Here is a 15548-nt window from a genome sequence, read left to right as displayed (position 1 = left end):
TAATATGAATTGTGCTGTTATCTCTACACCCGGACAGTAGATAAACTAACAGATAGAAGAATATATTACACCAATGAGCGGCATCAAAAGTTATCGCTAACTTTAATCAACCGGAAGTAATTCGATCTGGGTATGTGACATCTTGCACCCGATCTGAATTAGCCCGATATCCCGCCCAGAACTTAAGTTCCGGGCTAATAGCTTAAGTCCATTGAAATGGACTGAAATCCGCTATCAGTCCTCTTGAGAGGACTTTAGCTATCAGCCAGCGATTTAAATCGCTGGGTGGCTAACAGCCTAGGAGCAAGATATCAGGTATGCAAATCTTGTTTTGTCCCAGGTGTAGATGCAATACTGCTCGGTTAAGCCAAAAACTTAAATTTAATGTAGGTTGGGTTGAGGAACGTAGACGCCTCGTCTTCCCGCAGGGTAACCCAACATTTATAAGGGTTTGTTGGGTTTCGCTGACGCTCTACCCAACCTACGATTTTCCTTAACTGAGCAGTATTGGGTGTGGATGCACTTTTAAACCCGATACTCATGAACGAAGTTCGCTCCCAAACGTTCCCGATGAGGTACCTTGGCTTACTGATACTATAATGAATGCGCAGATATTAGGCTAATAGCATGATTCATGCTGCTAAGTGCCAATTTCTGAAATAATGTTAAGAATGTTCTCATTAGTTGAACTGTTCTAGGAATTTTTCCTGGATTGGATTAACCATGAAATGTCACTTGGAATTTTGTTAATGTAAATCTGCATCTAAAATTTCAGATACAGCACCCGTTAAAGAAGCAATCATGTCTCAACAAACTATAGAATCAATACTCCAAGAAAAACGCTTATTTTACCCTAGTGGAGAATTTTCTCAAAATGCCCAAATCAAAAGCCTAGAAGAGTACCAGCACCTTTATGACAAAGCCCAGGCTGATCCAGAGAAATTCTGGAGCGAATTAGCCGAAGCCGAGTTACACTGGTTTGAAAAGTGGGATAAAGTACTAGACTGGCAGCCACCTTTTGCTAAATGGTTTGTTGGTGGGAAAACTAATATCTCGTACAACTGTATAGACAGACACCTCACGACTTGGCGCAAGAATAAGGCTGCGATTATTTGGGAAGGGGAGCCTGGGGATTCACGGACTCTTACCTACGCGCAGCTACATCGGGAAGTTTGTCAATTTGCTAATGTGCTTAAGCAGCTTGGTGTGCAAAAAGGCGATCGCGTCGGAATTTATATGCCGATGATTCCAGAAGCAGCGATCGCCATGCTTGCTTGTGCGAGAATTGGCGCACCTCATAGTGTTGTTTTTGGTGGCTTTAGTGCTGAAGCTTTGCGCGATCGCTTAATCGATGCACAAGCAAAGGTTGTGGTTACTGCTGATGGTGGTTGGCGTAAGGATGCGATCGTACCTTTAAAAGATCAAGTTGACAAAGCTCTAGCAGATGGCGTTGTACCAACAGTTAAAGATGTTCTCGTAGTCAAGCGTACATGTCAACAAATTCACATGGAACCAGGAAGGGATCACTGGTGGCATGATTTACAACAAAGCGTATCAGCCGACTGTCCTGCTGAGCCAATGGACAGTGAAGATATGCTTTTTGTGCTCTACACTAGCGGCAGTACTGGCAAACCTAAAGGCGTTGTACACACAACTGGCGGTTACAACTTATACAGTCATATCACTACCAAATGGATTTTTGACCTGCAAGATACAGATGTATACTGGTGTACTGCTGATATAGGTTGGATTACGGGACACAGCTATATTGTCTACGGTCCACTATCTAACGGTGCAACAACCCTGATGTACGAAGGTGCGCCTCGTGCATCCAATCCTGGCTGTATGTGGGATGTTATTGAGAAGTACGGGGTCAATATTTTTTATACCGCACCCACCGCTATTCGTGCCTTTATCAAAATGGGTGAACACCTACCAAAAGCGCGTAACCTTTCTTCTCTACGCTTATTAGGAACTGTTGGCGAACCAATTAACCCAGAAGCTTGGATGTGGTACTATCGGGTAATTGGTGGTGAACGCTGTCCGATTGTTGACACTTGGTGGCAAACGGAAACAGGCGGCATTATGGTTACACCTTTGCCTGGAGCAATTCCGATGAAACCCGGTTCCGCAACTCGTCCGTTCCCTGGAATTTTGGCTGATGTTGTAGATTTAGAAGGCAATACCGTAGGCGATAACGAAGGCGGCTACTTGATAGTAAAGCATCCTTGGCCTGGTATGATGCGAACAGTATACGGTGATCCTGACCGGTTCCGTCGAACTTACTGGGAACACATCGCACCAAAAGATGGCAACTACGTCTACTTTGCTGGCGATGGTGCAAGGCGGGATGAAGACGGTTATTTCTGGGTGATGGGAAGAGTCGATGATGTGATTAATGTGTCCGGGCATCGCCTTGGTACGATGGAGGTAGAATCAGCCCTTGTTTCTCACCCAGCGGTCGCTGAAGCCGCAGTGGTAGGTAAACCTGATGAAATGAAAGGGGAAGATATCGTTGCTTTTGTGACTTTAGAAGGTGGTCATCATGGTAGTGATGAACTGAGCAAAGAACTGAAGAAGCACGTTGTTCAGGAAATTGGTGCGATCGCTCGTCCCGGAGAAATTCGCTTTACCGATGCTTTGCCAAAAACGCGATCGGGTAAAATTATGCGGCGATTACTGCGCAGTCTTGCAGCAGGACAAGAAGTATCTGGTGATACCTCCACTCTGGAAGATCGTAGCGTGTTGGATAAGTTAAGAGAAGGCGCTTAAGTCAGGCTTTTAAACGCAGATGGAGGAAGCCGCTCTGTAAGAGGGGTTTCCTCCATAGGCAATGGGACAGGCATAAGTAGCCGCCATGAACTCTATCACATACGACAATTTGCGCCGGGCGATACGAAAGGACCACAGGGAGTTATCTTTGGAGTAGGGGAAACAGAAGGCGTAGATGGTGGCTCAACTATGCCTCCGTTAGCGCCAGAAGGATCTATGTTTAAAATTGATTGTAACCCGCTAGGCCAAGAAGATTTCAAGCTTGCAAAGATTTTGATAGAAATACCTAGGTTGTCACCGTAATCCACGTTTGGTTTTGAGGCTAGGGGCTGACAATCTTTAAAGTTATAGTATTTCTGTTTATTTGTCTTAGCATGAATTGCAATCACACGACCAAGTTCATCAAATACAGGACTTCCACTCATTCCTTGAACTGTGTTATTGTTGTAGTGCAAATCATAACCACCTAGTCCAATTGAATCATCAAATTGCGGTTTTGATTCAACTTGAAAAACCTTGCCATCACTAAACTGATTTTTCCTCTTTTGATTTTCTTTGGCTGAGGGTGAGCAAGGAATATAACCAAAAAGATAAACAGGCATATTTTCCCGTACTGAGCTGGTTAATGTCGCAACCCTATCTTGAGAGTTTGTTTTACCAGCAAACTTTAACTCTAATATTGCTAAGTCAACATTATTAGGAAGTGGCTTCACAATTGTTGTATAGTTATCATAGCCAATATCAACCAATTTTTCACCGTCATTGGTAGTGACTTCATACGGATCTTCTGGTTGTAATTTCCCATCACCATCATTTATCATTTGAGGAGGGATACCAATAACATGAAGAGCTGTAAGGATATAGATGGTTTGATCACTCTGACCAATGATTACCCCAGAACCAACAAGTCCTTGTGCACCACGACTAATAAAGACCGTTTCCTTTTCTGCTTTCTCTCTAATTTTAGGTATTAGTGGTGGTTTAGATGGTGATAGTGTAGGCGTGGGGGTCTTGGTAGAAATTTTAGGTATTAGTGGTGGCTTAGGTGGTGATAGTGTAGGCGTGGGGGTCTCGGTAGACTCATGATTATAACCCCTGAGAATATTTTGAATAAAATCACAACCTGAAATTACAGTAATACTAGCAATTATAATCAGGTATTTTAAACTAGGGAATTTGGGCTTCATATCTGCAACAATAAGTTGCCTATCACGCAATTACCCTTTATTTATAACATTTTCGTCCTTTGTAAACTCGATCTGGATGCTCCTACAGGATTTCTCTGATCCATTCTCCACTGGGAGGAGATACCAATACTCCTCATCCTGAGCAGAATTTTTCGATGTCTTTCCTTTGGATGTGTCAAATTGAAATTTATATGTTTTGTCGTCTTGAGTTTTAGGTATAATCCTACCATACTCAGGAATTGTTCTTATAACTGTAATATCTGGATTTCCGTTGATCTGAACATTGCGCTCACAGTTATTACCAGCAAATAGGAGGCTGTCTCTATTAAATAACATCTTAACCTCTCTACGAGAATTATTAACGATAACTTCAACAAGTGGTTGGGGATGTTCGACTAAATCTGGAGGTGCAAGAGGCAAAACAGGAGATGTTTCTAGGGGAGAAGTATCTGGTTTTGATTTTGTATGCTGCTGAGTACGTCGAAACAATTTCGACGCTCCAAAAACAAAACTACCCCCACCCATTATCAGTAGTAGCGCAATACCTAGTATTTTTTGTGATTCTTTTAAGGCATCCGTATTACTCTTAGACGACGGAGTCGATTGAGGTGATAAGCTAGGGCTACTGCTTGCAGTTGGAGTACGTAGAAGGACTGATGCTTGGAGTTGAGATTGAAGTTCATCAAAAGGTTTTGGAGGAGCAAGCTTTTTGTAAGTTTCTATAGGAATTCCCCAGGCGAAATGTCTCATCCACCTTTGAGTTTCTGCTGATGGTTCACCTTTTCCACCAAAATAACCATATGGATTACTGTTACCTAAACGTGGATCGGGACTCAAAAATATCTGTTGTTGATTCTTACCCCTACCATTAATACCAACTAATCGACCTGCTTCATCTAAAACTGGACCGCCACTCATCCCATCACTGGTTTGATTGCTAAATCCAAGTTGATAGCCTGCATCTAGAGGTTTGTTGGATATAATCAAAGAAGTAGCTGCCCGACCAGATGTCAACGTGAATGCTTCTTCTTCACTCGATTGTTTGTCGATAGGAAACCCAGCAACAAATATCTGATCATACTCGTTTAAACTTTGTGACCGACCTTGTTGAGCCACTTGATAGTTATTAGTGCTAGAGAACCACAACAGACCTAAATCATTTCCTCCGAAATTTGCCTTTTGGTAGAGAAATGCTTTGTGAACTTCACCAGCTTTGTCAACTCCATCAAATGTTTGGATTTGATACCCACCACCTAGGGATTGAGCCTTGTGTGTCAAAAACTCCACTACATGTTTATTAGTAAGTACAAGATATAGGTAAATTGACCGCTGTCCCTGTATTTGCTGTTGTTTTTGTATTAAAATTCCTGATGCGCCATCTTTTGGTGATTGTTCTGCGAATACCCTAACAGTAATTTTTTTGGCTATACCCTCTATTTGTTTTTGCTTACTGAGAGCATTTTTCGTAGGTAAATCGCTAGCCTGTATGCGCAGATCAATTAGAGGACTGCACACACAGGCTAGGACAATGAGTATAGATAAAGTGCGGTTCATTTCTTTACATTGCAACTGTTCACTATCTCCTCCACTCCTAATACTGCTCGGTTAAGAAAATTCTAGGTTGGGTAGAGCGGAAGCGTTACCCAACAAATGCTTACAAATATTGGGTTTTATTCCAAGAACCCAAGCTACTCCTCTAATCCTCAAGGAAAAATCAAGGATTCTCTCAATTTTGGGGGGGGAGGAGTGAATCATCAACGTTCACTCAATTAAGAGTGGCACTTGACTTCTGCTGTTTTTTGCGCTTTATTGATCACAGCATTGATGTCAACATAGGTGCGGCAAGCTTTTCCTTCTTGCCTGGGGTCATTTTTAAAGTTTTCATCGTTGAGACGGAATAACTGGTGTAGAGCCTTTCGACCGTCGTCTCTAGGCTTTAGGGTATACAAGAGTCCAGTACAACCATGACCTATCTTGTCTGTTACACAGATTACAGGCAGATTGTTCATCGTTCCATTTATGAGGTACCGTTCTCCCGAAGCCTGATATTTATTCATTCGATTTGTGACCTGTTGACAGCGTTTTTCGGGAGTATATCCAGCCAGAATAAAAGCCTCAGAAGTCCAATTGATAAACTCTCTTCGTCCATTTGCTGTTATACCAAAGGTTGTGAATGTACCATTATCATTTTTCTCACAAGTGAAATTAATTGACTCAGCTTGAACTGGTCTGTTAGCTACAGCAATAGAGCCTGCTGTCAATACAGAAGCAACCAATACGCATATTCCCTGATGAATTTTCATTTGTCTGACTACTCCCCTACTTATGTAAGTTGCTACACAAATACTGAATATATGTCAATAAAACTTTCGTAAGTATATCATTTTTTGCATAGCATAATTTCTGAATATACACAATGTTACATTCAACATCCGCAATATTGACTGAACGGATAGGTTTAGTCTCTAACTATTGATTTTATTTGGAATTACTTTGCTTTTGCTGGAGACAAGGATGTTTGGGAGGTATGAAAGGAGGACAATCAGAAGGAAGTTTCTCAGATGAATTGGTTGGCTGGGGGGTAGGGATCGGGGGAGCATGATTCATAAACACTTTGACAATACCAACTAAAATAGATGTTCCTACTGCTGCTATGAAGAGAAACTTTAACCATTGAGGAATATTGGGTCTACTCAGTATAGAAGCTGGTTGTATTCCCCCTGGTTGTGTGGATCTTGGTGAGACAACATGAGTTCCCTGATATTCTTTGATGTCATTGAGTACTTCATCTGCTGATTGATACCGATGCCTATAGTTCTCATGTACCATTTTTTCAAGAATTTTAGCTAGCGGATCTTTAAACTCTATATCGTCATTCCAAATTATCTCACCTGTGTCATAGTCCTTTAAGTTCTGTGGCTCTTTTCCCATCCAAGCTTGTATAGCCGTTATTCCTAGCGCATAAATATCACTGTTTGGTTGTGGGTAACCTTGGCGTTGTTCTCTAGGAGCGTAGTTTTCTGTGTAGATTCGAGTGGGTGTTTGTCGTGGACTCGTGTTTGCAGCTTGAGCTAGTACCTCTTTGACAGCACCGAAGTCAATCAAAACTATTTTGCCGTCCTGATCACGTTTCATCAAATTTTCCGGCTTAATATCGCGGTGAATAATATTAATCTTGTCACTGTGGATAAATTGAAGGATTTCTAGCACATCCTTCAATAACTCAACAACGTCTTCTTTCTTTAGCCTAGTTCTTTGTCGGAGTTCTTCTGCGAGGTTGTTTCCTGTAATAAACTCCTGTACTAAGTAAAAATCTTGGTTTTCAGGAAAGTTGGCATAAAACTTTGGTATCTGCCTATTATGGTCATTTAAGCTATGTAAAACCTTTGCCTCCCTTTCAAACAGATCCTCCGCTATCTTGATTCTTTGTGGATCGTTACTCATAAAATTGAAGCGCTTAAGAGCACGCAAATCGCGTCTAGAGTGCAAGTCTTCTGCTAGGTAAGTCTCGCCAAAATTGCCAGTACCGAGTAGTCGGATTATTTGGTACTGTCCATGTACTATATCTCCCTGTGTTAGACCCATTTGATACACCCCAGCAAAGTGCTCCCCTACAATTTAATCATACCTGGCCGTAAGCATTTACTCCCTAGACAGAAAATTTTAAGTGGAAATATAAAAGTGTTTCCAACGACGCACCTTTGAGTGGATGGTACAGACAGGTTTATCTGTGCTACCTACTTAGTTACTTAGCGCTCTTTCATCACTCTTAGGAGAGAATAATTGAAGTAACCAGAAATCGTGGCTGCACAAGGTTAGTCCGCCTACGCGGACTAACCTAAAAATAGCGTTTTAAATTTCGTCTGGCGAAAGTGATGAAAGAGCGTTAGTTACTTAACAAAAAAAGCGCGTGTTTATAGCAATTCTCTTAAGTGTAAAATACACCCAACTGTATGGGCGGACGCCGTTCGCCCTACTCTTCTCCCATTGGGTATAATGAAGAATAGAGAAACGCCTAGTTGAAGCCTATGACCTCTGTCACTACAGCTACTGAATCGGCATTAACTTTACCTGACCACACCCAGTTACCGGATTCAGATGGAACATTCGTGAAAAATTGGCAAGAACATCCTCAAAGCAATTTACTTACTGACTCTATTGCTCCTGTTATAGAAAAACTTCATCCCGATAATCATTACTGTATCGGACAGGATTTAGGCATTTACTGGCGACTAACAGATCCTCCAGAAAAAGGCGCGGAAGCACCAGATTGGTTTTATGTACCTAATGTACCACCTACTCTCAACGGAAAAACACGGCGTTCTTATGTACTGTGGAAGGAATATATTGCACCGTTGATCGTACTGGAATTTGTGTCTGGAAACGGTGAGGAGGAGCGTGATAAAACACCACCATCTCAACGGGAAGATGGAAAAGTCGGGAAGTTTTGGGTTTATGAGCAAGCAATCCGGGTGCCTTATTATGGAATTTATGAGGTGGCAAAAGCACAGGTAGAAGTTTATCATTTGGTGGATAACTCTTACCAATTAATGCAACCTAATGAACGAGGACATTACACAATTGCTCCTTTAGGTGTAGAACTGGGTATTTGGCAGGGATGGTATCCAAATGCAGAATTGCCTTGGGTACGTTGGTGGGACTTACAAGGGAATTTACTACTAACAGGTGAGGAACGCGCTGAAGTTGAACGGCAAAAACGGGAGAGAATTGTGGAGAAGTTGCGATCGCTCACTCCTGAACAACTCGATACTTTGGGAATTGATCCAGAACTCTTGGATTAGAAAATGGTAAAAGTAAAGATAGCAAGTGGGGTTTGTAGCTGTTTATTCTTAACTTTTGCTTTCATCTGTCCTTCAGTAAGTGCTGCAACTACAGCTAGTGACTACCGACAGCTAGGGTTATTGTATCGTCAACAAGGACAATACCCTAAAGCTATTGAGGCAATGCAAAAATCTGTAGCACTTGAGCCAGAAAATATTATGGGGCGAGTGAATTTGGGTTGGACACAGCACTTAGCAGGGAAAGAGGAAGCTGCAGCAAAATCTCTATGGGAAGTCATATATAGAAAGCCCCTATTTGTTCCAGCTTACAATGCTTTGGGAATTGTCTACTTAGTTGATGGGAACTTGTCAGCAACGGTGTTACTTCATACTTGGGCAGCAATCCTTAAGCCAGATAATGAAGTTGCTTATTACAACTTGAGTTTGGCGTTACATCGGCTACAAGTATATAATTTAGCGATCCTCACTGCTAATCGTTCTGCTATTTTGGAACCTAATAATCCACATCCTTTGGTTGCTGCTGCGATCGCCTACTGGGATAGCGGTGACAAAAAAACTGCCAGGAAAATTTACCAAAAGGCTATTAACTTAGATTCTCGGTATAGTAGTCAAGCTTTTTTCAGTAATCTCAAGCAAGCAGCTTTCAGTTCTGATCAAATTCAGACTGTTGAGCAGGTTCGTATTGGTAGCACCGCTAATTAATTATGTAATAAAATATACTATTATATAGACAACAAGAGACGATAATTTTATAATGCTAATATCAGGATCGCGCTAAAATTTTTGACATGGGAAAGCATGGGCAAAAACCCCCACCTCCCGTCAAATCGCCAGAACCTTCACAATTCAATAGTTTTAGTGTTCTAAGTATGACCATAGAGCCTCTTCATGAGTGCCGGAAACGGACTTTTAAACTAGACCCGTCAAAAATACTCTTGGGAATGGCTCTATATTTAGCTTCTGGCTGGCGGACTTTCACTTAAATGAATCCCGTTCGCGGGATTGAAACCAATCCTGCGGTGAGGAATTGCCCGTTTCTCGCGGTTCTTTCACTTAAATGAATCCCGTTCGCGGGATTGAAACTTGCCGCTCTACACCCTGGTTAAGGTTGGGATAACTCAAATCTTACACCTTTAAATATAAATACTGAATTAACACCACAAAAGTATCGAAGATTGAACTATCAAACATTGGTTTCCATTCCTCTTATAGAGGAATTTAGCTTTTAGACAGGGATTTATAATCCCTGGCTAATTTAAATGCTGGCTAATTTAAATGCAGTCACACAATCCGTATCGTCGCGGTAGCATTTATATTTATCATTTTATTGGTGCAAGATATGAAATAACCTTTCACTTAAACCTGTCTAACCATTCAACTCAGATGGTTCCGGCAAAGTTTTCGCGTTCATTGTTTAACGATTCGAGCCGTGACAGCCAGACGTTGAAGTGGGGGCATCGGCTCCGAATTACTTGCAGCCCTATGAGTTCAGCCAACTGTGGGCCAAAAGTAGACTTTGCTTTTCCATAATCAGGAAACTGATTTATGATACGCTTGCTAGGCGCTGTTTGCTGTCCATCGTTGATTAACTCAGGCGTCTCATATTGATCAGCAATAGCCTTGAGAACCTCAATCTCTTTTGTACGATCAGGATCAAGGTATTCAAAACAGGTTGGATCAGCAAAAAGGTATGCCTCATATTCATGCAACTGAATGTATGGGATGAATCGATGATCCTTAATATCTTCTACAAAGCATTGCTCTAGAAATTCGACCCGCTTTGTAGGAGAATAGCGCAAACTTTCGGATTCAGCTAATCCCGGAAAATCAGGATGGATAGCATACAAATCAATCATAGTAGTGAAGAATGCATCGGGATTTTTATCCTGCTTAAGCGATCGCAGAATATCATTTTTCATTGCCGCGTAATTGCGCCCGCCGCCGCGATGTACTTGCCCTTTTTTTCTCGTATTAGCGATCAGCCGAGGAGGGTACATAAACACTTCATGTTGAGCTAAGTGCGGTTTTATTAAAGTGTCAGCGAATGTCTGCTCGGTTTGTCCTTCAGCAAACAGGTAGAGGCGCACCATTAATGCGGTCCTCCCCCAATGATATTTTTCTCCCAGACTTCTCCCAGACTGTACTCCTCGAGCCAATCTTCTAATTCTGTCGGATTAAGCCGCTTAAATTGCGACTCCTTACCCTCTCGGTTTACCACAATCACATCTTCAGGATCAAAATTATCCAAAAACGAACTAGATTGGGTGCTAATGAGGATTTGCGTATGAAGCGAAGCCTTGCTAAACAAATCAGCTACAACATTTAGAGCATAAGGATGAAGACCTAATTCTGGCTCATCAACCACAATAAGTTCTGGTAGCTTATCGTCTGGCTGTAAGAGCAGTGTTGCAAGACATATGGCGCGTAAAGTGCCATCTGAAAATTGATGGGGTCCAAATACCCTATCTGACTGTTTTTCTCGCCAGTTCAGAATGACGCGATTAGATGCATCTGGTTCAAGAATAAAGTCATCGAAAAATGGCGCAATCAAACGGATTGTTCCAACGATGCTTTTATAAGCTACATTATTCTCATCACGGAATTTCAGAAGCAATGCAGCTAAATTTCCAGCATCAGGCATAAGCCATCGATTATCGCCAATGTAACAAGACTGGCGCACAAATGCTGTAGAAGATGTATCGTGAAAGTGATATACACGGCAACGATCAAGCAAATACTTGAGAGTCTTGGCTGTTTGCATCCCTCCCTCTGCTGCTGCATTGATTTTTGTTTCCTGATGTCCTGCACCCAATTGGTCAATCCTTGGGGATGTCCAACCCGTTTGTTGGAAACTCAATGTCTCTTCGGAGAAGATCAGGCTATCACCTGCCGCGTGCAATAATCGCAGATGATAGGTATCGATCCCGTTTTCAACTTCAAACTTTAGTGTTGCTTCTATCTGAGGAGTGGTTTTGGGTCCAAAGTACAAAAGGGACTGAGCGCGCCCCGACATACCAAGATATTGTTGAAAGCGTCCAGCCATCATCTCATTAAGCATCTTGAAGAACGAAATGAGATTGCTTTTGCCTGTTCCGTTTGCTCCAATCAAAATATTTAAGGGACGCAGATCAAGATCCATCGCCTTAATAGACTTGAATCCGTCGAGGGTTAATCGTTGCAGCTTGTTCAAAAGTTTTTCTCCTGAATCAGCTATAAGACTTATCATATGTAAGCATATCCCATACAGGCGAGTAGGCTGTTTTTTCGTGCTATCTTACCACTGGTAAGGCTATATACCTACGGTTTCGGGCAACCTCGACATATAGTTTTATCGTTAGTTAATTACTTTGTAGACACAGGTTCCTTCTACACCTTGTTGACGAACTATTTCAACTGCATTGTTAAAAGCTTCGTAACTAAACCCTGTTTTTGGGCTCTTGCGTACTTAACGTGCTAAAATGTTAGGATATATATTCATTTTTTAAGTAAAATTAATTATGAAAAGAATCCTTACTCAACTATTAAATTTATCTGACGTAGTGGTAGAATCAAGTCTACAGGAGGGTTCAGTCTTAATTTTATCAGTAAGTAAAAAAACGAAAAGTGCAGTATGTCCGCAGTGCGGTAAAAAGTCCGAACATTTACACCAAAATCAAAAATCTTTAGTAAAAGATTTACCAATGGGAGATAAAGAAGTAATATTAAATGTAAATAGACGAAGATTTAAATGTAAAACGTGCCGAAAAACGTTTAATGAAAAGCTTGATTTTGTGGGGTTTAGCTGCTTATCTGAGTGGAATTAATCCTTTAGTCAAAGTTTTGCAGTACCCACTTAATCAAGAGCATTCTTACCTGAGAAGTCTTTACGAACTGAGCTTTGCTATTGAAGTAGGTCCAGTAGCTCAAGGGACTATTGATGCCGAATTATTTTTGCAAACGGAAGCCTTGATTAGTTCAATTCTCAATTTTGTCGAACTCTATAATCAAGGAAGAATACCTGAAATTTCTAAAACTTTTACCCTATATCAACAAGTGAAATCTGTAGATTATCCGAGAGATGAGCAACAACGAATTCGGGCAATGATTCACCCTCAACTTCAATTTAAAGACTATAATATTTTGCATTATGGCGATCCATTATTCCTCAGTTTTGATGGAGAAGAGATTTTGTATCAAGGAGAATCTCCTATGTTTCCAATCTTCATTAATGAAGCTGCATATTACGAAAAACAAATCGCTATGAGCTTGGCTATTAAACAGCAAGTAAATCTTAAAGATTTACTTCTAAAATATGAAATGTTAGGAATAGGTTAGGTTAGCCATCTACGCCGAATGTTGTACAAGGAGAGCTTATTTTCAGATTTGCTACTCTCCTATGTACGCAGTCGTGCCATTGTGATAGTGAACCGACGAATAGTATAACTGTGCTTTGCGCAATCGCCACGAAACAGCTTTTATCACTATAGGGAGAGAAAAAGCGAGCCTAAATGATGAACTTAGATTTGGTAATTAGCGATTGCACAAAGCGTAGCGCCCTTTAGGGCAATCGCGAACGTGGGGAGCCCTCAAAACGAGTCCTTGTTAGGTCAAACCATTATACGGTATTTGTAAACAGGTCAAGTTGGTGATGTTCCACAGGCTATGTTTTTTATCCGACCAACTGATAATACTTGATGGGGGTGAGTAGTGCGATCCCATGCAACCGCTCCAAAGACAAAGCTTTGATGTGTTGGGTTACCCTGCGGGAAGCCACCAGAGGCGTCTACGTTCCTCAACCCAACCTATATTTGTATCAATCATTTTTTGAATTGGTATGATGCGCAGCTAGCTTTTATAAAGCAAAAATGTAAAATGATTATAGTGCGGGTACCTTGCCCGCGTTCCATATAAAAACGCGGAGGCGTAACGGCTTACAACTTGCAGTGATTGATCTTTTCAAAGCTAAATGGACAGCCGATATTCATCGAGAGTGTATTGAAGCTCTCTTCGCAACGAACTCCACAGGAATCGGGTTGCCCTTGAGTTGGCTTATCTCTCGCGCATAACAGACCATCTGGCAGAGATAGCTCTTCTCGAAGAACGTTTGTCCAAGAAGGATTTTTATCTTTTGATTTACGATGACGGTAATAATATTAAATCGGCTAATAAGACCAACGATAAAAGTGGGACTGACTGGAACAGTCTTGATTTAAATTTATTTTAGCAATGACATATAATTATAAATCACAAGTAAGCTAAAGTATGCTGGAATCAAAGGCAGTTGCAAGACTAGAGAAAGCCGGTTTGTTAGTTAGATCACTTGGGTCAGTTAGTCCATTTGCAAATGGATATTCTATTGCAAAGCCCAAATCAACTCCTGGAAATATAAGAAAAGACTATGAGTGCTCTTGGGGATCTGAAGAAATACCTTGTGATGCGCCAGGTGCCAATCTTTATCCAAAAGAAAGTAAAAGTAAATGGATATTTGAAATCTGGGAATGGTTACCAGGTCCCGGACCTGGTGATTTTCAAAAATCATTTGAGTCAATTGATGAGGCTATAGCTGCCATTCTCGAATACTACTTTGGCGATCCATTACAAATGAACCCACCTGAGCTACTGGAAATCAAATAATTTTGTGCGAGTGAAAAACAGCTATTGGTATCCTGATTTCGCTATAATGCTACTTGTCCAATAGTCACCATTTTTATCGGGTTTTTTGGTTGGTGGTATGAAGGATATCAAGGTTTTTGGAACATTTAGCAGATCAAATCAATGAAAGGACTTTGGCTCGAAGACAACCAATTAGAACTGCGCACTGATATCCCTGTTCCTGAACCGACACAAGGAGAAGCCTTGGTGAGGGTTTTGTGTGCTGGTATCTGTAACACTGACATAGAACTGAAGAGAGGTTACTATCCTTACAGCGGTATTTTAGGACACGAATTTGTTGGTATAGTAGAGACTGGACCACAACACTTAGTTAACCAGCGCGTTGTTGGAGAAATTAACGCTGCATGTGGAAAGTGTCGGTTTTGCCGTAGTGGACAACCAACTCATTGTGAAAATCGCACTGTCCTTGGAATTGTTAACCGTAACGGCGCTTTTGCCGACTATCTCTGTTTGCCCATTGAGAATTTGCATCCCGTTCCTGATCATGTCCCTACAGAAGTAGCAACATTTACAGAACCCTTAGCTGCTGCTTTGGAAATTCAGCAACAAGTAGCTATACATTCAGATGATCGGGTGCTAGTTGTTGGAGATGGTAAGCTAGGGCAATTGGTAGCACAGACATTAGCTTTAACTGGTTGCGATCTCTTAGCAGTTGGGCGACATCAGGATAAACTTGCTAACTTAGAAGCACGAGGTATCAAAACTGGTTTAGTCGATGCAATTGTAGACAGAAGTTTTGATATTTCAGTGGATTGTACTGGTAACGCTGAAGGCTTTGCACTTGCTCGGCGTGCTTTACGTGCACGGGGAACTTTATTACTCAAAAGTACTTATGCTGGTAATCTGAGTGTGGATGCTTCTTCCTTAGTCGTTGATGAAATTACTCTCATTGGCTCCCGTTGTGGTCCATTTCCCGCAGCACTCGACCTATTAGCACAAGAACGAGTAGATGTAAAGCCTCTCATTCATGCTCATTACCCTTTAGCGCAAGGGATAGAGGCTTTTGAGCGTGCTCAAATTAAAGGTGTTTTAAAGGTCTTGCTAGAAATGAGCCATTAAATTTTAGGACGGCGGTTCTCCTGAGGGGAGAGGTGAAGAGCTATTACGAAGCGTGACGGCGATCGCCTCCCGAGAT

At 41.5% G+C, this 15548-nt stretch carries 12 protein-coding genes and 1 pseudogene; 7 read left to right on the top strand and 6 right to left on the bottom strand.

Going from position 1 to position 15548, the window contains the following annotated elements; translation table 11 throughout:
• The first annotated feature begins 801 nt into the window (after positions 1-801).
• Positions 802-2772: an acetate--CoA ligase gene (acs, locus tag G4P69_RS17340; protein ID WP_208340205.1), complete on the top strand. Its 1971-nt coding sequence runs from the start codon at positions 802-804 to the stop codon at positions 2770-2772.
• Between the two features lie 95 nt (positions 2773-2867).
• Here the strand turns inward: acs and G4P69_RS17335 are convergent, their stop codons facing one another.
• From G4P69_RS17335 to G4P69_RS17320, 4 genes are all read right to left on the bottom strand, one after another.
• The gene (locus G4P69_RS17335) at positions 2868-3959 is read right to left on the bottom strand and encodes a S1 family peptidase (protein ID WP_208340206.1); all 1092 of its coding nucleotides are present in this window, start codon (positions 3957-3959) and stop codon (positions 2868-2870) included.
• Between the two features lie 30 nt (positions 3960-3989).
• A complete protein-coding gene (locus G4P69_RS17330) occupies positions 3990-5513 on the bottom strand; it encodes a S1 family peptidase (protein ID WP_208340207.1) in 1524 nt (507 codons plus the stop codon).
• 215 nt (positions 5514-5728) lie between these two features.
• Entirely contained in the window at positions 5729-6262 is a 534-nt protein-coding gene (locus G4P69_RS17325; RefSeq protein ID WP_208340208.1) for a COP23 domain-containing protein, read from the bottom strand.
• A gap of 175 nt (positions 6263-6437) precedes the next feature.
• Complete coding sequence (locus G4P69_RS17320) at positions 6438-7544, bottom strand: serine/threonine-protein kinase (RefSeq protein ID WP_208340209.1); 1107 nt, start codon at positions 7542-7544, stop codon at positions 6438-6440.
• Positions 7545-7987: 443 nt separating this feature from the next.
• On the opposite strand from G4P69_RS17320, the gene G4P69_RS17315 reads away from it, so the two are divergent.
• Together G4P69_RS17315 and G4P69_RS17310 are read left to right on the top strand one after the other, a co-directional pair.
• Complete coding sequence (locus G4P69_RS17315) at positions 7988-8761, top strand: Uma2 family endonuclease (RefSeq protein ID WP_208340210.1); 774 nt, start codon at positions 7988-7990, stop codon at positions 8759-8761.
• 3 nt (positions 8762-8764) lie between these two features.
• Positions 8765-9463 (top strand): tetratricopeptide repeat protein, encoded by a 699-nt coding sequence (locus tag G4P69_RS17310; RefSeq protein ID WP_208340211.1) that lies wholly within the window; start codon positions 8765-8767, stop codon positions 9461-9463.
• Between the two features lie 677 nt (positions 9464-10140).
• Here the strand turns inward: G4P69_RS17310 and G4P69_RS17305 are convergent.
• Both G4P69_RS17305 and G4P69_RS17300 read right to left on the bottom strand, forming a co-directional pair.
• Positions 10141-10851: a DUF4276 family protein gene (locus G4P69_RS17305; RefSeq protein ID WP_208340212.1), complete on the bottom strand. Its 711-nt coding sequence runs from the start codon at positions 10849-10851 to the stop codon at positions 10141-10143.
• Complete coding sequence (locus G4P69_RS17300) at positions 10851-11987, bottom strand: AAA family ATPase (RefSeq protein WP_208340213.1); 1137 nt, start codon at positions 11985-11987, stop codon at positions 10851-10853. The genes G4P69_RS17305 and G4P69_RS17300 overlap by 1 nt, the downstream gene beginning before the upstream one ends.
• A gap of 271 nt (positions 11988-12258) precedes the next feature.
• On the opposite strand from G4P69_RS17300, the pseudogene G4P69_RS17295 reads away from it, so the two are divergent.
• The 4 genes and pseudogenes from G4P69_RS17295 to G4P69_RS17280 all read left to right on the top strand — a co-directional run.
• A pseudogene (locus tag G4P69_RS17295) lies at positions 12259-12537 on the top strand (transposase family protein); the annotation flags it as partial.
• The gene (locus G4P69_RS17290) at positions 12515-13075 is read left to right on the top strand and encodes an aspartoacylase (protein WP_208340214.1); all 561 of its coding nucleotides are present in this window, start codon (positions 12515-12517) and stop codon (positions 13073-13075) included. The pseudogene G4P69_RS17295 and the gene G4P69_RS17290, both read left to right, overlap by 23 nt.
• Positions 13076-14002: 927 nt before the next feature.
• Positions 14003-14374, top strand: coding sequence for a hypothetical protein (locus G4P69_RS17285; protein ID WP_208340215.1), 372 nt, complete (start codon positions 14003-14005; stop codon positions 14372-14374).
• Positions 14375-14515: 141 nt separating this feature from the next.
• Complete coding sequence (locus G4P69_RS17280; RefSeq protein ID WP_208350633.1) at positions 14516-15472, top strand: MDR/zinc-dependent alcohol dehydrogenase-like family protein; 957 nt, start codon at positions 14516-14518, stop codon at positions 15470-15472.
• Positions 15473-15548 lie beyond the last annotated feature (76 nt).

It is taken from the genome of Aetokthonos hydrillicola CCALA 1050 (assembly GCF_017591665.1).
GTDB lineage: Bacteria > Cyanobacteriota > Cyanobacteriia > Cyanobacteriales > Nostocaceae > Aetokthonos > Aetokthonos hydrillicola.
Note: the sequence above shows the minus strand (reverse complement) of the source record. Positions and strands in the feature narration are given on the sequence as shown.